At 63.3% G+C, this 18606-nt stretch carries 16 protein-coding genes, 1 tRNA gene and 2 pseudogenes; 10 read left to right on the top strand and 9 right to left on the bottom strand.

Annotated elements, in window-relative coordinates; translation table 11 throughout:
* The first annotated feature begins 188 nt into the window (after positions 1–188).
* The 6 genes from LB518_RS12825 to LB518_RS12850 all read left to right on the top strand — a co-directional run bounded on the left by LB518_RS12825 (position 189) and on the right by LB518_RS12850 (position 6144).
* A complete protein-coding gene (locus LB518_RS12825; protein ID WP_224577908.1) occupies positions 189–1109 on the top strand; it encodes a COX aromatic rich motif-containing protein in 921 nt (306 codons plus the stop codon).
* Positions 1106–3235: a cbb3-type cytochrome c oxidase subunit I gene (locus LB518_RS12830; RefSeq protein WP_224577909.1), complete on the top strand. Its 2130-nt coding sequence runs from the start codon at positions 1106–1108 to the stop codon at positions 3233–3235. Before LB518_RS12825 ends, LB518_RS12830 begins: the two co-directional genes overlap by 4 nt.
* Positions 3232–3864, top strand: coding sequence for a cytochrome c oxidase subunit 3 (locus tag LB518_RS12835; protein WP_224577910.1), 633 nt, complete (start codon positions 3232–3234; stop codon positions 3862–3864). Before LB518_RS12830 ends, LB518_RS12835 begins: the two co-directional genes overlap by 4 nt.
* A complete protein-coding gene (cyoD, locus tag LB518_RS12840) occupies positions 3861–4205 on the top strand; it encodes a cytochrome o ubiquinol oxidase subunit IV (RefSeq protein WP_224577911.1) in 345 nt (114 codons plus the stop codon). Before LB518_RS12835 ends, cyoD begins: the two co-directional genes overlap by 4 nt.
* Before the next feature lie 140 nt (positions 4206–4345).
* On the top strand, positions 4346–5392 hold the full coding sequence (locus LB518_RS12845) for an isopenicillin N synthase family dioxygenase (protein WP_224577912.1): 1047 nt from the start codon (positions 4346–4348) through the stop codon (positions 5390–5392).
* A complete protein-coding gene (locus tag LB518_RS12850; protein ID WP_224577913.1) occupies positions 5389–6144 on the top strand; it encodes an alpha/beta fold hydrolase in 756 nt (251 codons plus the stop codon). The genes LB518_RS12845 and LB518_RS12850 overlap by 4 nt, the downstream gene beginning before the upstream one ends.
* A gap of 499 nt (positions 6145–6643) precedes the next feature.
* Here LB518_RS12850 and LB518_RS12855 read toward each other — a convergent pair whose 3' ends face one another.
* Positions 6644–7558 (bottom strand): AraC family transcriptional regulator, encoded by a 915-nt coding sequence (locus tag LB518_RS12855; RefSeq protein WP_224577914.1) that lies wholly within the window; start codon positions 7556–7558, stop codon positions 6644–6646.
* Positions 7559–7652: 94 nt separating this feature from the next.
* Here LB518_RS12855 and LB518_RS12860 point away from each other — a divergent pair, with 94 nt between their 5' ends.
* Positions 7653–8408, top strand: coding sequence for an SDR family oxidoreductase (locus LB518_RS12860; RefSeq protein ID WP_224577915.1), 756 nt, complete (start codon positions 7653–7655; stop codon positions 8406–8408).
* Between the two features lie 125 nt (positions 8409–8533).
* Positions 8534–8620 (top strand): annotated as a pseudogene (locus LB518_RS24895) (ArsR family transcriptional regulator); the annotation flags it as partial.
* 266 nt (positions 8621–8886) lie between these two features.
* On the opposite strand, the gene LB518_RS12865 reads toward LB518_RS24895, so the two are convergent.
* Both LB518_RS12865 and LB518_RS12870 read right to left on the bottom strand, forming a co-directional pair.
* A complete protein-coding gene (locus LB518_RS12865) occupies positions 8887–9516 on the bottom strand; it encodes a hypothetical protein (RefSeq protein ID WP_224578190.1) in 630 nt (209 codons plus the stop codon).
* 277 nt (positions 9517–9793) lie between these two features.
* Positions 9794–10603 (bottom strand): annotated as a pseudogene (locus tag LB518_RS12870) (SDR family NAD(P)-dependent oxidoreductase).
* Positions 10604–10650: 47 nt separating this feature from the next.
* On the opposite strand from LB518_RS12870, the gene LB518_RS12875 reads away from it, so the two are divergent.
* Positions 10651–11034: a winged helix-turn-helix transcriptional regulator gene (locus LB518_RS12875; RefSeq protein ID WP_224577916.1), complete on the top strand. Its 384-nt coding sequence runs from the start codon at positions 10651–10653 to the stop codon at positions 11032–11034.
* 168 nt (positions 11035–11202) lie between these two features.
* Positions 11203–11287: transfer RNA gene (locus tag LB518_RS12880), tRNA-Leu, on the top strand.
* 461 nt (positions 11288–11748) lie between these two features.
* Here LB518_RS12880 and LB518_RS12885 read toward each other — a convergent pair.
* From LB518_RS12885 to LB518_RS12910, 6 genes are all read right to left on the bottom strand, one after another.
* Positions 11749–12624 (bottom strand): sugar phosphate isomerase/epimerase family protein, encoded by an 876-nt coding sequence (locus LB518_RS12885; protein ID WP_224577917.1) that lies wholly within the window; start codon positions 12622–12624, stop codon positions 11749–11751.
* Positions 12625–12696: 72 nt separating this feature from the next.
* The gene (locus LB518_RS12890; RefSeq protein WP_224577918.1) at positions 12697–13746 is read right to left on the bottom strand and encodes a zinc-dependent alcohol dehydrogenase; all 1050 of its coding nucleotides are present in this window, start codon (positions 13744–13746) and stop codon (positions 12697–12699) included.
* A 13-nt stretch (positions 13747–13759) separates the two neighbouring features.
* Entirely contained in the window at positions 13760–14617 is an 858-nt protein-coding gene (locus tag LB518_RS12895; protein ID WP_224577919.1) for a carbohydrate ABC transporter permease, read from the bottom strand.
* A 1-nt stretch (position 14618) separates the two neighbouring features.
* Positions 14619–15521 carry a carbohydrate ABC transporter permease gene (locus LB518_RS12900; protein ID WP_224577920.1) on the bottom strand — a complete coding sequence of 301 codons (903 nt, stop codon included), beginning with the start codon at positions 15519–15521 and terminating at the stop codon, positions 14619–14621.
* Between the two features lie 136 nt (positions 15522–15657).
* Positions 15658–17010 (bottom strand): extracellular solute-binding protein, encoded by a 1353-nt coding sequence (locus LB518_RS12905; protein WP_224577921.1) that lies wholly within the window; start codon positions 17008–17010, stop codon positions 15658–15660.
* A 372-nt stretch (positions 17011–17382) separates the two neighbouring features.
* Entirely contained in the window at positions 17383–18414 is a 1032-nt protein-coding gene (locus LB518_RS12910) for a substrate-binding domain-containing protein (protein ID WP_224577922.1), read from the bottom strand.
* Between the last annotated feature and the right edge of the window lie 192 nt (positions 18415–18606).

The raw sequence follows: 18606 nt of genomic DNA on the forward strand, positions 1-18606 counted from the left end.
AAGCGAGGGCTAACCCCGATGTGGCGCCGACTGCACGACGCGCCCCGAGCCATGAATTTCTGCAATCCCTGCTCGCAACCCGGTGATATTTGCCGCCATTCGTGTTTTCCTACCACAGGGATTCGGGTTAATGCCTGTGGGTGGGGGACTCTACACGGCAGGCGCGCAGTGTTCGCGAGGGGGGCCGCGTGAAGTCCAGGGGAATTGTCGGGCTGCTTGCTGCAGCCGTTCCAGCGCTCGCTTGGCCAGGGGTCGCTTGCGCCGGGAGCTTTCTGGAGCCTGCGGGGCCGATCGCCGCGGGACAGATCGCGCATTTTGGCGTGATCAGCACGCTGATGCTGATCGTCATCGTGCCGATGTTCGTCGCGTTGCCGATCGTGCTGCTGCGTTACCGTCGCGGCGGCAGGGGCGCCTATCGGCCGGACTGGGAGTTCAACTGGGTCCTGGAGATTCTCATCTGGGGTGTCCCGGTCGTGCTTGCATTCGCCCTTGGCACGGCCCTTTGGAAACATACGCTGCAACATGACCCCTATCGTCCGCTCGGTCCCGAGCCGCTGGTGGTCGAGGTCGTGGCGCTGGACTGGAAATTCCTGTTCCTCTACCCCGAGCAAGGCGTGGCGACGCTCGATCTGCTCGCTTTGCCTGAAAACCGTCCGGTCACCTTGAAACTGACCAGCGGCACGGTGATGCAGTCCTTCATCATTCCCAGTCTCGCCGGCCAGATCTATGCGATGGCGGGCATGCAGACGCAGCTCAATGTGCTTGCCGACAAGACCGGCGACCTCGTCGGCCGCAACACCCAGTATAACGGCCTCGGCTTTGCCACCCAGTCCTTCAAGACCAGTGTGATGAGCCAGGAAGCGTTCGAGGCCTGGGTCGAGGCGACGAAGGCTCAGACGGCCGCGCTCGATGCCGCCGGATATCAGGCCCTGCTCAAGCCCTCGGTGGTCAGCGAACCGGTGCTCTATGGCAATTTCACGCCAGGCCTGTTCGACCAGGTGATCGCAAGCTTCTCACCCGGCATGGCACAAGGGCACGCCCATGCGGGAATGTCCGCCTCGACGCCGCCCCACCACGACCATGATCACATGCAGGAGGCTGGCCGATGAACTGGGAGCTGATATTCGGCCAGATCACCTGGAACTCCTTTGTTTTCGCCGGGGCGATCGAGAACCCCTCGCTCAGCGAGTTCATCGCCTCGGGCGCGGGAACGGTCGCGGTGCTGGGGGCGCTTGCCAGCGTCATCCTGTTGACCGTCAAGCGATGGTGGGTGCCGCTGTGGCGGGACTGGCTGACCAGCGTCGACCACAAGAAGGTCGGCATCATGTACATCGTCACAGCGCTGGTGATGTTCGCCCGCGCGGTCATCGAGGGCGCGCTGATGCGCGCCCAGCAGCTATCTGCCGTCGACAACAGCGGTTTCCTGTCGGCGGACCATTTCGGGCAGCTCTTCAGCACCCATGGCACGATCATGATCTTCTTCGTGGCCATGCCTTTCATCACCGGGCTGATGAACTACGTGATGCCGCTGCAGATCGGCGCACGCGACGTGTCCTTCCCGCTGCTCAACGCCATCTCGCTGATGCTGACGATCGCCGGCGCGATCCTGATCATGGTCTCGCTGGTGATCGGCCAGTTTTCCACCGGCGGCTGGACGGCCTATCCGCCCTTTACCGGAATCCATTTCAGTCCCGGCGAGGGTGTCGACTACTGGATCTGGGCGGTGTCGCTGGGCTCGATCGGCTCGACGCTGACGGGCCTCAACTTCGCCGTGACGATCTACAAGAAGCGCTGCCCCGGCATGACGCTGTTCCGCATGCCGCTGTTCTGCTGGACGACGCTGTGCACCTCGATCCTCATGATCTTCGCGATGGCGCCGCTCACCGTCGCGACGGTCATGCTCGCCCTCGACCGCTATGCCGGCTTTCACTTCTTCACCAACGGCGCCGGCGGCAACATGATGAACTATGCGAACCTCTTCTGGCTGTTCGGCCATCCCGAGGTCTACATTCTCATCCTGCCGGCCTTCGGCGTCTGGTCCGAGGTGGTCTCCACCTTCTCCAGCAAGCGCATCTACGGCTACACCTCGCTGGTCTACGCCACGATGTGCATCGCCGTACTCTCGTTTGCAGTGTGGCTGCATCACTTCTTCACCATGGGCCAGAGCGCCGATGTGAATGCCGTCTTCGGTATCGCCACGATGGTGATCGGCGTGCCAACGGGTGTGAAAGTCTATGACTGGCTGCTGACCATGGTGGGCGGGCGCATCCGCTTCACCACGTCGATGCTGTTCCATATCAACTTCCTGCTCACCTTCATTCTCGGCGGCATGACCGGCGTGCTGCTGGCCAATCCGGGCATCGACTTCCAGGTTCACAACACGCTGTTCCTGGTGGCCCACTTCCACAACATGATCATTCCCGGCGTGTTGTTCGGGATGTTCGCAGCCGTGCAGTTCTGGTTCCCGAAAGCGTTCGGCTTCCGGCTGCATGAAGGTCTGGGACGAGCCTCGTTCTGGTGCTTCGCGCCGGGCTTCCTGCTGGCGTTCTTCCCGCTCTACTGGCTCGGAATGATGGGCGCCACGCGACGCACCTATATGTGGACGGATCCGGCCTATCTGCCCTGGCTCGCACTCGCCATGGCCGGCGCCGTCCTGATCCTCACCGGCTTCGGGCTCATGGTGACGCAGATCGTGGTGTCGGTTCGCCGGCGCGCGGAGCTCGCCGCGCCGCTCGGCGACCCATGGGACGGGCGAGCGCTCGAATGGTCGATCCCCTCCCCGCCGCCGGCCTGGAACTTCGCCGTGCTGCCGGATGTGTCCTCGCGGGATCCGTTCTACGAGGCCAAGAAGGCCGGCACCGCCTATCGCTCGCCAGAGGCCTATGAGGATATCGAAGTGCCGCGCAACACCGCGACGGCGCCGCTGATCGGCCTGTTCGCCTGCGCCTGGGCCTTCGGGCTCGTCTGGCACATCTGGTGGCTGGTGGTGGTGTCCTTCGTGCTGATGTGGGCCGTGGTCATCGCGCGCTCCTTCGCGAGCGACACCGAGGAGACCGTTCCGGCCGCCATGGTGAAGGCGGCGAACGAGGCATTCCTCGCCGCTGTGCGTGCCACCCCTGGCGTGACACGCGACCAGGAGATGACCGCTGCCAATCGGGGCCGGGCCATCCCGGAAGGTTGGGAGGGCGGCGCCAGCATCCTGACCTCCGGCGCTGCCGTGGGGGTGTCGCGATGAGCCTTTCCGACCGCCTCCATCCCGGCATCAACCTCGCCGGAACAGATCCCGAAAGCCATGAAGCCGCGGAAGAGGTCCTGTTCGGCTTCTGGATCTTCCTGATGAGCGATCTGGTGCTGTTCGCAGTGCTGTTCGCGACCTATGCCGCGATGAGCGTCCAGGGCATCGCCGCAGGTCCCGGTCCCGCGGAGGTCTTCGACCTGACCGCCGCCTTCCTGGAAACGCTGCTGCTGCTGCTCTCCAGCTTCGCCTTCGGTTTCGCTTTGCTGGCGATGAAATATCGTGAAAACCGGCGCAGCGTTCTGGCCTGGCTCCTCGTCACCGGGATACTCGGCCTCGCCTTTGTCGGCATGGAACTGCACGACTATTATGTGATGGTCACCGCGCATGGCGCGACCCCGCAGGTGAGCGGCTTCCTCTCGGCCTATTATCTCCTGACCGGCACGCACGCGCTGCATGTGTCATCGGGGCTCGTATGGATGGCGATCATGGCGATCCAGGTCGCGATGTTCGGCTTCGACAAGCGGGTAAAACTGCGCCTGATGCGGCTCGCTCTGTTCTGGCACATGCTCGACGTGGTCTGGATCGGCATCTTCACCTTTGTCTACCTGTTCGGGGTCACGTCATGAGCAACCGGGTTCCCGCCGACATCGTACCGGGCGCCTATGCGGAGGAGCGCCGCGAGCGGCTCAGCTATGTGATCGGCCTCGTCCTGGCGCTGGCGCTGACGGCCGGCGCCTTCGCGGTGGTCGGGCTGGGCCTGCTGAGCGGAGGCGCCGCGCTCGCCGTGCTGGGGCTGCTCGCCTTCATCCAGGCGGTCGTGCACCTGCGCTTCTTCCTGCATATCGATCTCGAGCGCTCGCATCGCGACGACCTGATGCTGATCCTGTTCACAGTGCTGATCCTGCTCATCATGGTGTCGGGCACGGTCTGGATCCTCTACGATCAGCACGTCCGAATGATGCCCTGAGTGTCGCGCTTCTAGCCTCGGCCAAAAAGCGGATCACCCTGGATTGACGGGCAAAGTCGATCTGGTAACGTTTGGCTCTACCGAGTTCAACGACGGCCATTGGGGCCAGACACCTCCGGGATATCTGGAGGGGTCACCCCATGTCGTTCAACGTTCCCACCATAGACATCAGCGCTTATGTCGAGCATCGCTCCGAAGATGAGCGGGCTGCCGTCGCTGCAGCGCTTGACGTGGCCTGTCGGGAAGTCGGGTTCATGCAGGTCGTCGGCCACGGGGTTGCACCTGCGGTGCAAGCCGGCCTCGCATCGGCGCTGGACGACTTCTTCGGCCTGACGCTCGACGAGAAGAAGCAATATCGGGTGCCGGATTCGAACCGCGGCTACAGCCCACCCAAGAGCGAGTCCCTGTCGCTGAGCCTCGGGGTGGAATCGGCGAGCCGGATGAACGACTTCTTCGAAGCGTTCAACATCGGCGCGGAAGCCCGGTCCTTTCCCCATCTCGCTCTCGACGAGCGCGACTATGGCATCAACCTGTGGCCGCGCCTGCCGGATTTCGAGGCCCGCGTCAGCAGCTATTTCGGCGAGGCCCAACGGGTCGCGCGCACCCTGACCAGGATCTTCGCCGATGCGCTGGGGGCTGGGCCGCATTACTTCGACGCCCTCACCGACCATTCGATCGATGTGCTGCGCATGAACAACTATGCCCTGCCGCCGGGCACCGACATCAGCCTGGACGGCGACCTGACCGGCATGGGCGAACACACCGATTTCGGCATCGTCACCGTCCTCTGGGCCGATCAGGTGGCGGGGCTGCAGGTGCTGGACCGGGATGGCCTGTGGCACGACGTCATGCCGGCCGAAGGCGCACTGCTGGTCAATCTCGGCGATCTGACCGCCCGCATGACCAATGACCGCTGGATGTCGACGCTGCACCGCGTCAAGCCGCCTGTGGTGAACGGCACCATCAGGCGGCGCCGCTCCGTCGCATTCTTCCACGACGGCAATGCCGATGCAGTGGTCAGCACGCTCGATCGCCTGCTGGATCTTGGCGACGGCCTCGCCTATGAGCCCATCACCGTGCGCGACCACGTGGCCGCCAAGCTGGCCGGCTCGCGCCAGGGCCGCAAAAACCTCGCCGCTGTCCGCGAAGCGGCGCGCGTCCTCGCCTCGGCAGGGCGACAGGCATGAGCCGCCCCGCCTTTCTGCTGCTGCATGGCGCCTGGGCTGGCCGGTGGGTGTGGGATGCCGTGGCGCCGCTTCTCGGCGCGGCCGGCCATGCCGTTATTGCGCCGGACCTGCCCGGAAGGGCTCCCTGGGCCGATGGCGACGGCGTCACGGTAAGCGACATGGTGGACCATGCGCTGGCGGCGCTCTCCGGGATGGAGGGCCCCCTTATCGTCGTCGGCCATTCTGGGGGTGGCATCGTCGCCACCATGGTCGCGGAACGGCTGGTAGCCCGGCAACCCGGCAGCGCGGCCGGGCTGGTCTACCTCGCCGGAATGATGCTGCCGAGCGGCATGGCATTCCCCGAAGCGTGCACGATAGCCGGCGCGCCGCCTCCGCAGGGCATCGAGCCGTTCCTGACGCCCACGGCCGACGGCTTGGGGACGTGGGTGCCCCCGGATGCCGCCGAGGACATCTTCTTCCAATGCGCCGATCCTGCCGCCGCCCGCGCCGCGGCCTCCCGGCTCAATGCGCAGCTGAATACCAGCTGGATGATCGCGCCGCACTGGACCGCCGAGGGCGCGGGAACGGTGCAGCGCCTCTATATCGAAGCGCTGCAGGACCGCTCCGTGCCCATAACCGTTCAGCGCACCATGCAGCGCCTCGTGCCGGGGGCGCGGATCGCCACCCTCGACACCGACCATGCGCCGCAACTGTCCTGCACGGATCGCGTGGCAGCGATATTGCGCGATTTTGCCGGCAGCCACTTGGAATGAGGCAACCTCCTCCCGACGCGGCAAACGAACGCGGCGCAATTTGCTCGATCAATCAGACCTGGGCCTGGCCGCCGTTGACAAAGTCAGATTGGGCGCTCGTGATTGATCGCGATGGAGATAGCATCGGCGGATGAGTACCGGTTTGTGCCCAGTCTACCTTTTTAGGCGCTCCGGCTTCGCTCCGTCTGGCGATACCGTGGTCAGTGTTGCCCCTTTGGACCGGGTTGTTGCGGTCTATGGTAAAGGAGGCGTCGTTGGCGAAGGCGGCCTGTCTTCCTCGTTCGGCGGTGCAGCGGTCTTCAAGAACGATGCCTCTGGAGCATGCTTCATCGGCGTATGGGGAGCGCGTAACGCTTCTCGGTTTCGCAGTGAACTTCGCGCTCACATGCCAATCGATGTCATCAAGGAAGCGCCAGACGCCCGACTTGCTTTCTGGGGCGTGCGATCGCGCCATCGTCCTGTTGGCGGTCCTTCTTGAGGTTTCGAAGCACAGGTCAACCTATTGACCCTCCCTTTGGGCAGCGGATGCATGCGCCCGAGAGTAGGTCATCGGAGGCGTTCCCACGCTTCTGGCAAACGCGACGCTGAATGTGCTCTGCGAGCTGTAGCCTACACGCGCCGCGATCTGTCCAACGTTAAGCTTGTCGTTGCGCAGATGGTCTTTGGCGAGTGCCATGCGCCAGTTGAGCAGATACTCCATCGGCGCAACGCCGACCTCGCGCTTGAAGCGATCGAAAAATGTGGATCGCGAGAGCGCGGCCTCCTTAGCTAAGTCGCCGACCGTCCACGCTTTCGCGGGCTCGCCGTGAATGCAGCGCAACGCCGCCGCGACGCGCTCGTCCGCCAGTCCACGTAGAAGCCCGGGCGTTGCGATCCCTCCGGTCATCGTGCGAAACGCCTCGATCAGCAGAACCTCGAGAAGTCGCATGAGGACGATGTCGCGACCGGGACGAGCGGCGCGGGCTTCATCGCTCAAGAGCTGCACCAGTGTCGTCAGACGCTGCTCGCCGCGCACAACGACCAGCCTTGGCAGCAGCGAAACGAGCAGAGCCGCGTCGTTGGCACCAAACGTACAGTAACCGATCAGCATGCGCGTATCGGGTTCGCCCGGCTCGCCCAGATGAAATACCCCCGGACGGACCTCGGTTGGCACCAGTGCCAAAATATCGGAAGGCGTGTTTGGACCGGCGACTGTGAATTCGTAGGTCGCCGGGATCAGCACGAAGTCCCCGGCAGACATCGTCACCGGCGGGGAGCCGACCACCGTCAGCTCTACTTCACCCTCAAGCAGGGCCGCATAAAAAGGGCCCTCGCGGGGTGGAGAGACGGCCCACGGGCGTCTGGCAGTGACGAACTTCGAGAAAGAGGCGCGCGGCTGCAGCAGGCCGACTATTTGGGCAAGGGGGTCGATCAATGTCGGACGATCTCAAACGATGTGCGGACAGAAGCACATAGCACGTCTGGCACCCTAGGCCTAATCTCCTTAAGACAATCAAAGGAGACTTGCTATGAAAACCGTTCTCATCACCGGGGCATCGACTGGCTTCGGCCGCGAGACCGCAGCCTATTTCCTCGCGCAAGGGTGGAACGTCATCGCCACGATGCGCGATCCTGCCACCAACGCACTGCCTGCTTCTGATCGACTGCGCGTCCTGCCGCTGGATGTCACCGATGCGACCAGTATTCGCGATGCGGTCGCCGAAGCGGGGCCTATTGACGTCCTGGTGAACAATGCGGGTATTGGCTGGCTGAACACCGTCGAAGGCACCTCAATGCAGATGGTGCGCCACATATTCGAGACGAACACTTTCTCGACGATCGCAATGATGCAGGCTGTACTGCCCGGCATGCGCGAGCGTCGCCGGGGAGTGATCATCAACGTCAGTTCCAGCGTGACGATCAAGCCGCTGCCTCTTCTTTCCGTTTACCGGGCGAGCAAGGCGGCGGTGAACGCGTTCAGCGAGGCGGCCGCGCTGGAACTGGCGGAATTCGGTATCCGGATATCGACGATCCTGCCCGGTGCGGCCCCCACTACGCATTTCGGTAGCACCGCGCGGGCGCGGATCGAGGAGAATGGCGGGTTTCCCGATGCCTATGCGCATTTCGCCGAACAGACGATCGCTGGCATGCAGCAGGCCGCGAGCGGCCCGGTAACGACCGCGCAGGATGTTGCCGAAGCGGTGTTCCAGGCCGCCACCGATACTCAATCGCCGGCAACACTACCGGCCGGCGCAGATGCAAAGAGCTGGTTCGCTGGGCGCTGAGCCTGCGACTTCCGGGCGCGCTGTGACGTTAGGAGGCCCAAAACCAGGCCGGACAGACAAACTTGCGCAGCGCCGGCCGAGAACCGCGGCTTGCCGCCGACCGTTGCCCCGAACCGGACCGTCCGGTCGCGGCTTCGGTCCGCGAGCCCGCACGGGCAGCCATGCTCACGGCCCTCATGGACGGTCGCGCATTGACGGCGAGCGAACTGGCACCAGTCGCCATCACTTGGCGGGCCAGCCCGCAGGCCGTTACCGTGGCCGATCGGTCAGTTACCGGATGGGCCGGCTTGAAACGCTTGAAAGATGCCGCGTCGAGTCGGAGCGCGAGAACGAGCGGCGCGTCGTCCATCCGGTCGCCGACAGAGTGTCGAACTCCGCCCCCCAGACGCACGCGGTCCGAAAGTTGCTGCGGATGGCGCGCGCCGTGCCGCGCGATCGGCTGCCGTGCCGCTTGGTCGCAAGGCCGGCGGCGAACTCATCAGCGCAGTAGGCCGTCCAGATCGAAATCGTCCCAGCCTTTCAGCGGCGTCTTCTCCTGGCCAGCGCGGCCCTCAGCCTTCGCGTTATCCGGCAGCTTGCCGGACTTCTTCAGCGCGGCCTTCTGCCGGCCGCGCCGGCGGTTCTCGGCCGCCGCCAGCGCGTCCTCCTCGCGCCAGATGTCCGGCAGGTTGCGGTCGAGGATGTCTTCGATGTGGCGCGGCTCGAAGACATGGAAGGTGATCTTTCGCGCGCGGCCGCGCAGCTTCACCGTCCGGGTGCCGGCGCTCTGCAGCCGACCGTCCTTCAGCCAGCGGTGTCGCTCGGCCGTCTTGATTGAAAGGATGTCTTCGATCTCGCGCGGGATGATCGGCAGATCCTCGATGCCGGACAGTGTTCGAATGATGATGGCGGCCGTGGCCGCATGAGGATCGGGATCGTCTTCCGGGACGCGCAGCACAAGTGCGCCGGCTTCCACGTCGACCAGTCTCCGCTCGATAAACGACAGCTGAGCCCGCACCTCGAGCAGGATACCCCGCGTCCGGACAGCGGATCCCAACGTAGCCGCCGTCGACAAAGGCCATTGCTGGACAAGTCGGGTGGGGACTTTCGGCTTGGACGAGCGCGGCATGGACTTGAAATGGCGATGCACATCGACCCCTTCAACCAGTTCGGCCGCGCTCCGCCTACTGCGGGAGGGTCTTCCAGCAAGGTCGAGTTGGGAAGGAGGCTACGGCAGCACTCGGGCGTCCAGATGCGGCTCGGTCGCTCGCAGACCGGGAACGCAGTGCGCGATAGCGAGGTCGCACGCTTGGCGCACCATTCTCGCAGCCGCTTCTTCGCATGGAAACTGCTGCTTTATGCCGATCGTGGACAGGGCCGCGAGATAGAAAGCATCAGATCTCCATCTAGGCGGTGGGCAGCATGCCGCCATCCAGCCGCAGGTTGGACCCGGTTATGTACCCGGCCCTGGGGCTTACCAGGAACGCAATTGCATCGGCGATCTCCTCCAATGTCCCAACCCGGCCCAGTGGCACCTGTGCAAATATTGGCAACACCGTCTGCTCGATTTCGTCCCAGGGCGCATCCTCGGCGATACCGTTGGCGAGCGCTACCGTTCGAAATCCGGTTTCGAGACTGATGCTACGAATGGTTCCGGGCGATACGGTGTTGACGGTAATGCCGTCGAGCGCGACAGCCTTTGCCATTGATGCGGTCATCGCAATCATGGCTGCCTTCGCCGCCGAATAATCGGGCCTCGCGGCGGGCGGCATCATGCCGGCCAGACTGGAGATGTTGATGACCCGTCCCCATTTAGTCGCTCGCATATGCGGCAGCAACAATGACGTCACCCGCACCGCTGCCAGCACGTTGCGATCGAAGGAGGATGCCCAGGTGGCCGCATGTGTCGTCGACTAGTCCTCGGCTCCGCCCGAGCCGCCCGCATTATTGACCACGATATCGATCGGACCGACCAGGGCCTGAGCTTCGGCCACGAGGCGCTCAACGTCGGCGTCCAGCGTCAGATCGCCGACAACCGCATGGGCACGCCCACCATCGGCGACGATTTCCTTGGCGACCTGCTCCGCCTTGAAGCGGTCACGCCCATGCACGATGACGATAGCCTTCTCCCGAGCGAGCCCGCGGGCCACAGCTTCGCCGATACCCTTGCTGCTCCCGGTGATGAGTGCGGTCTTGCCGTCTAGTTTCAAATCCATGCCCTGGCACCTATCTTGAGGTCTCAGCGCATAGATCGGACTTGCGGATGGCCCAGGCAATTACGCACTTAAAAGTGCCTACTCGGCATCAGGACCGGTCGGAGTGCCTGGGGCCGGACGGCTCAGCGGCTCAGGTCATCAGAGTGCTGGCCATGGTCAGCGGGCGCTGGAAACTGCCCATCCTGTTCCGTCTTTATGAGCAGCCGAAACTGCGAAACGCCGAACTCAAACGAGACATGCCGAACGTCTCGCAGAAGATGTTGACGCAACATTTGCGGGAACTGGAGGAAGACGGATTGATCAGCCGATTGGATTTCGGTGAGCCGCGGCCTCGCGTTGAATACAGCCTCACGCCTGGTGGACTGGCGCTCATACCCGTGCTGGCGGCGGCCAAGCGATTCTCGGAAAGCCATCAGAGCAGCCGGCTGTAGTTCCAGAGTTGATGTCTTCCTCGCTGCCGTCTGCATCGCTGCTACCGAAAGAAGCTGAAAATCCAGCAGTTATCGGACATCGCTCCCGTCTGGATATCGCCTCGCTGGTGCTGTATAGGACCTTCCGTCTATCCTCAGGGGGTTGGCAGCCAAGGGGATCAGCACCGTGCGGGTGTGGTGGAACTGGTAGACGCGCCGGACTCAAAATCCGGTTCCGAAAGGAGTGTCGGTTCGATTCCGACCACCCGCACCACCTCTTCAACAGTTGCAGGGCTCGTCAGAGAGCCTTCTCTCCGACTTTATGTTCGCGAAGTCGGTTGAAAGGGTCAGAGCCTCCGAGTCGGGCGTTTGCCATTCGGGCGGCCGCCTTCCCGTGAAGAACAGACTGGCTTCCAAACTCGACCGGCAGTTCTTCCAGCGCGACAAGTGTCAGAATTGCACCCGCGCATGTCACGAACCGCCGATCGGCGGCTGGGTGTCGGTATGGAGCCTTGCCTGATACCGAATCAAGAGCCTCCCGGCTGGGCTCTGGCCGGCATGTTTTGGACGAGCGGCCCGCAGCGCAGGCCGGCGGCGAGGCGATGCCACGCCCCCCTTCGGCGCCTGCGCACCACCTCTCGGCCGCACTCGGCGCGCGGTCGGTCATCGCACCGTTGCCGGCGCCGAACAGCCGCATTGGAAACGACACTCGGCCCGGCTACCCGGCCCGGTCCGCTACTCCATCACGCCCGCGGCGCGCGCGACCTTCTTGATGTGGGCGAGGCCGCGGCGATAGCCCTCCACGTCGAAATGCTCGAGCATCAGCGGAACCTCGCCGCTGAGACCGGCAATCGCTGTCACATAAGCGGTGTAGTCGAGATTGCCCTCGCCCGGCACGACCTCATCGAGATGGAACGAGATCCGCCCCGGGCCGCCCTTCATCACGAGATCCTTGGCATGGCACGAAACGATCCACGGCCCCAGCAGGGCGAAGGCATCGCGGATCATCTTGCCGGTATTGAAATAGAGCCGTGGCGTGATGATCAGGTTGGCGGCGTCGATATGGGCCCCGAACTGCGGCCGGTCGATCGCCTTCAGCAGCTTCAGATAGTTCTCGGGCGTATCGGTCACCAGCCAGGGGACCATCTCGAGCGAGAAACGGGTGCGCTTCGGCTTGACGGCGTCGATGACATAACGGGCGGTATCGACTGCGCGCTGGAAGCCCGCCTCGCTCTGGTTATCCGGATGAGGGCCATAGTCGTAGTTGTCGCTGAGCTGCCAGGGATCCCCGGGATGCCCGACTGTGCCGTGAAACGCGACGCAGGCGCGCGCGCCCAGCTCGTCGGCCAGCGCCAGCTGGTGCACGGCATAGTCGAGATTGGCCTTCCGCTTGTCCTCGTCATGGGCGATGAGGTTCTTCCAGGCGCCGCCCTCGGCGAAGATCACGTCGGCGGCGGCGGCCGCATCGACGAGCCCTGCGATCTCCTCGCGGCTGTCGAGACTGATATTCGGCATGTAGGCGGCGTTGTAGCCGAACTCCACATGCGCACGGATATAGGCGTCCGGGTCGCCCTTGTATTCGATGCCGTAGCCGCCGAGCCTGAAGGTCATGTCAGTTTCCTTGCTTGATCTGCAACCGGCGCCGCCGCGTCGCGCGGCAGCGCCTCCCATCCTCAACCGTGGTCAGCGCGGCTCGGCCGCGCCCGGATAGAGCAGCACCTTGCCGCAGTTGCAGGATTCCTGCAGCGCGAAGGCGCTCGCCACATCCGACATCGGGAAGCGGTGCGTAATCAGCTTGTCGAGCAGCGGGCGCGCCTCGCGCACGCGCTGCATCATCTCCGCGCCATGCGCCTCGTGGTTCCAGTGCCAGCAGCCGAAGATATCGACACCCTTGCCGGTGATGCGGTTCACCGGAAGCGAGCCGCTCCACGTCACGAAGGAGAGCCGGCCCCGCGCCCGCACAAGCTCCAGCACCACGGGCGGGGCCGCCTCGTTGTTGCTGGTGTCGAGCGCGGCATCGGCGCCATATCCGCCGGTGGCGGCGCGCACCTGCTCGATCAGGTCCGGCGCCCGCGGGTCGATCACCAGCTCGGCGCCCAGTTCCCGGGCCAGCTCGGCCCGATAGGGCTGCAATTCAAGCGCGATGACGCGGGCACCGATGGTTCGGGCATTGACGATCGCCCCGAGCCCGACGGCGCCGCAGCCGGAGATCAGCACCGTCTCGCCCGCCGTCACCTGCATGCGCTTCATCGCCGTGAAGCTCGGCCCGAGACCGCAGATCGCCATTGCGGCGTGATGCGTCTCGATATCGTCGGGCACGAGTTCCAGCAGATAGTCGGGCTTCAGCAGATAGTCGGAATAACAGCCGATGCCGCTGCCGGAGCTGGTCTCGGCCAGCAGGTTTCGCTGTTCCGTGCAGTGGATATGTTCGCCCGACCGGCAGGCCGGGCAGATGCCGCAACCGGCATGCGGCATCACCACGACGCGGTCTCCCGCCTTCAGCCGCTTGGACTGCGCGGCGTCGACGACGACGCCGACGGCCTCGTGGCCTAGCTCATGCGACTGTTTTCCAGCCCGCCACGATTGCCACTCGGTGCACATCGGTGCCACCAGGACCTGGATCTTGACGATGTCGCCCGCAGCCTGGGGCTCGGGCTGCTGCGACAGCTGCGCCTCGCGCGGCCCAAAGATCTCTACGCTGAGAATTTTCTGAACTCCTGATGATGCCGGCACGAAATCGGGGGGATCAACCCTTGAGCGCGCCCAGGGAGAAGCCGGTCTGAAGATGCTTCCTGAACGCAAGATAGAGGATGAGCAGTGGCAAGCTGGCGATCACGACGGCCGCGAAAAGGAAGCCGAAATTGAACGAGAGCTGCCCCTTGAGCAGGCTGAGGCCCACTTGTACCGTCCGGATCGACGAGTCCGACGACATCATGTAGACGAGAACATATTCGACCCAGCAGGCATGAAATGTAAAAATCGCGATCGTCGTTATGATCGGCCGCGACATTGGCAGAACAATCAGCCTGTAGACCTGAAGATAGTTCGCACCATCTATCTTGGCGGCCTCGATGACTTCATTGGGAATTGACCGCACGAATGAAGCGGCGAGATAGACGGCGAAGGATATGTTGAACGCCACATAGGGAATGAGGATGCCGAGATAGGTATTCGTCAGCCCGAGATAGTTGGCGGCGATGAAGAGCGGCACGATGGAAGACGAGATCGTGACGAGCAGGCCAAGCCCGATGAAGGAGAACCAGAGCCGCGTCCATCGCGACGGAATCTTCGTGAAGGCAAAGGCCGCCGAGAGCGACAGCAGCACGACCACAACCGTCGTCACGACGCAGAAGATGAGGCTGTTGACGAAGAGATGGCCGAACTCGCCAAGCTGCCAGGCCTGGACATAATTGCGGACGGTCCAGTTGACCGGCAGCGCCACCATATTGGCGACGATTTCCTGCTCCGGCTTGAACGACGTATAGCCAAGCCAGATCAGCGGGAACAAGGTGAAGACTGTGAAGAAGGCCAGGACGACATAGGAAACGATGGTAAAGGGCAAGGGCACGCGGGCGCGGCCAGATTTCCATTCGTGATCCGCCATGTCACGTCGCTCCCTGTTCAAAGCGGCGCGAGAAGCGGGCGGCGATCGATGACAGGATCAGGATCATGAACACGCTGAGCAGGATCACGACGATGGCGATCGCGCTGCCGAAGCCGTATTTATAGAACGAGAACGTGTTCTGGATCATGTAGAGGCCGAGTACATTGCTGTAATAACTCGGACCGCCATTTGTCATGATCCACAGGATCTCGAAGCTCTTCAGGCTTCCGGCCACCGCATAGATCGCCGAGGTCAGGAAGACCGGGATCTGTTGCGGCACAATGAGCGATTTCAGGATGTTCCACTCGCTCGCGCCATCGAGAACGGCCGCCTCGAGCATTTCGGGGCTGGTCTTCTGCAGGTTGGCGAGGAAGATGATGAAATAGATGCCCGTATACATCCACAGCAGCACGATCAGATAGGGGATGATCGCGGTGTTCTTGGTGTTGAAGATGGTCAGCGAGAACATCGGGTTGCCGGTCGCACGGCCGATCATCTCCGCCACGAGCCCGCTCGGTGCAAAGACGACGCCGAACAGCAGTGCAACCACCACGGGGCTCATCAGGGCAGGAAAGAAGATCACCGCCTCGAAGAAACCAGAATGCCGGACCAGCCGCCGGTAGATGACATAGGCAAGGAAAAAGCCGAGCGGGATCTGACCGATCAGCGAGACCAGCACGACGAGGCCATTGTTGCGCAGGCCCCACCAGAAGATCGGATCGGAGAACATCACGACGTAATTGGTGAAGCCGACGAAATTCGGCACACCCATGCCGGCCCAGTCCGTGAAGCTCAGCACGAGGCTGTACAGCACCGGCACGACGATCACGAGGCCGTAGATGACGATGGCCGGTCCTGCGAGCAGCGCGTAGCTGGCGCGGTTGGATCTGGCTGCGAGAACCACTTCAGTCTCCCTTGCCGACCTCTATCGCCGGCTCCCGGGTGTCGCGTGAAATCGGGGCCAGCGCCGATTGGGGTCGGCGCTGGCCGGCAGCCGCAAGGGGGAGGAACCGTCGCGGCCGCTCGCTGTGCCGATGGGCTTATTTGGCCTTCCGGTTGCTGTCGTTCGCAGCCACCCAGGCCTCATATTTGGCCGCGAGGTCCTGCGGCGTGACGGAGCCGAGGACGAGCTCCTGCAAGCCGGCATTGATGACCTGCGTCACGCCCTCGGCATCGAGACGATCGTCGAGCACAGGAAGCACATCCTTGATCGACGAGGAGAAGGCATAGCTCGACTTCGCCAGCGGGTCGGTCAGCATGTCGGAAATACCGACATCGGACGTATAGATCGGCAGCATTCCGTATTTGACGTCGATGTCCTTGTTGGACGGATCGAGATTGAACTTGATCCACTTCCAGGCGGCCTCCGCCTTGTCGTCGTCGAGCTTAGCCGACATGCCGAAGCCGGTCGCCGGCTGGCCGGAGGACGAATCGACGCCGGCAAGCGCAGCACCCGCCACGGCCGGAAGCGGATGCATCTCGACGGCATCCTTCATGTCAGCCGGCAGAGCCGAAGTGAGGTTCACCACCTCCCAGATTCCGCCGATCAAATAGACGCTGCGACCGCTGACGAAGGTCGACAGCGCCTGCTCGCGCGTCGTCGACGGCTCGCTGACATCGATGAAACCGGCATCGACCATGTCCCGGATCTTCTGAAGTGCGTTCACGAAGGGCGGATCGGTGAAGCCGGCGCCGTCCTTGCCCGCAAGCGCATTTGCAAACCATTCCGGCGTGCCAAGGCGGCCCACCAGGACGGAGAGCAGGCAGGACTGCAGCACCCAGTTCGACTGATCGCCGAATACCGCCGGCCGATAACCGGCCTCACGAATGGCCTTGGACTGGCCCATCAGTTCCTCGAGCGTCGCCGGGTACTTGAGCCCGAGCTGGTCGAGAAGCTTGCGGTTCACATAGACGACATTGGTGAAATTCACATAGGGGACGCCGATCTCGTAGACATCGCCCGACGGAGCCTGCGCCTGTGTGAAGACGGGGCGCAGCATCTTGTCGACGCCATCGCGCTGGATGAACGGGCGCAGATCCTTGGCATAGCCGCGATTGGTCAGATAGCCGGTGCGCTTGCCGGGCCAAAGGGTCAGGACGTCTGGCAGGTTGCCGGAGATCGCCAGCGCCTGCATCTTGTTGTGATAAGCGTCGTGATCGAGATAATCGAAGTTGATCGTGATATCGGGATTGGCTGCGTGGAACCGTTCATAGGTTTCCTGAAGGCGGCCATAGTCCGGGTCGATCTTCGTGTAAGGAACGATCGCCGACAGCGTGACATCTGCATAGGCCAATGCTGTCGAACCGAAGCTCAAAGCTGCGGCGACTGCCATGGTCGATACGCGGCAGGCCAGCCTGCCAAGCGGGAACGTTTTCCCAAGCGGGGAATTCATTGTTATCTCCTCTCAAATTGGCGTTTCGCCCGAATTCAGACCGAATTGTTCTGCCCCCGAAGCGGGCCGGCCTGCCTAGCAACGGGATTCGAAAGTCAAAAGCTGGTTGCTGATGGCGCGACCCTTCCGGTCACGGCCCTCCATGCGCCCGCCCGGCAGCGCAAACGTCAGCGCAGGCCAAGGCAGCGACCGTGATCGATCCTCTCCTCTCCTTCCGGCTTAGTTCTCCCCACCCCGGCGGATGCGCATCTTCACGCGATCCGTAACGTTAAGAATGCGAGTTCTGAAACAGTTGTCAATCGCAAATTGTCAGAGATGCGCCCTTTAATGCGCATTGCTGCCGGCGCGATCCCAAACGTTACGGATCAGAGTTCAGGGCTTGAGGATATGGCTGCCATGGTCGATGAAGTCGGCCTGGACGACCTGACGCAGCCCAGCATAATCCTCGCCATCGATCGCGCGCACGAGCATGTCGGCCAGAAGGTCCGCGATCTCGAAATGCGAATAATAGAACGCGCTAGTTGGCGGGCTGAGGAAGTCGTGCAGCCGGGCACCGCCATAGGTGACAACGCCGAAATCCTTGCCGATCTGGCGCCCCGCCTGGTGCATGGTGGTGATGAAGCCGAGGCCGGCCTCGTCGGACGCCACGAAAGCGCCCGTCGCCTCCGGGTGTCGGCGCAGCACGTCGCGCGCCATCTCGACACCGCTTTGCGGCGTGGTCGCCGAGAAATGGATGAGTTCGTCCGGCACCGTGATGTTGCGGGCGTTGAAAGTCTTCGTCCATCCTTTGACGAACTGCAGGCTGTAGCTGAACTGGCTCGAGGGCGCGAACAGAAGCGGCGCCGGATGACCGTTGTCGAGCAGCAGCCGCGCCGCCTCGGCCCCGATCTGCTCATGGTCGAGATCAACATGGGGATGAGGACTGAGCAGTTCCGTTCGCCCGAAAGTGACGAAGGGCACGCCGACTTCGAGCAGATATTTGACGCGATCGTCCTGCGGCCTCGTATGGGTGATGATGACGCCGTCGACCGAGCCCTCGCGGACAAGATTGCGGACGATCTCGACCGGATCGTCATGCTCGAGATGTGGCACAATGCCGGTGCGATAGCCCCGCGCCTTCATCGCGGTCGAGACGCCGACAAGCAGCGAGGCCGTCACGATGTTGAGCTGGTCCTGCCGCTCGAACGAGAGCACCATGGCCACGGATTGCGAGCGCCCCGTGCGCAGGTTCACGCCGCCCATATTGGGTCGGTAGCCGAGCATCTCGGCCGCGCGCTTCACGCGGTCGATTGTCTCGGCATTCACTTCCGGGCCATCCTTGAGGGCGCGGCTGACGGTCGTGGCAGAAATCCCCAGATGCTTTGCCACCGTATGCAGCGTGGTTCTGCGACTGCGCTTGTTCATGTGGAGGCACCGGCGGGCAAGGGGCGGATCGGCAGCGTCGTTCGGCGTGAGCACTGCTCCCGCCTGCTGCCGGTTTCGCCCAATCAGCCGGAATATACAATCGGTGACCGCCGATCGGCCTCGAAATCGCACCGGCCACGGCTCTGGCGGGACCGAATCCCGGGTAAGCCGCCCCTCCGGTGCTCCCGAGGC

Source organism: Mesorhizobium sp. BR1-1-16 (genome assembly GCF_020165495.1).
Lineage (GTDB): Bacteria > Pseudomonadota > Alphaproteobacteria > Rhizobiales > Kaistiaceae > Kaistia.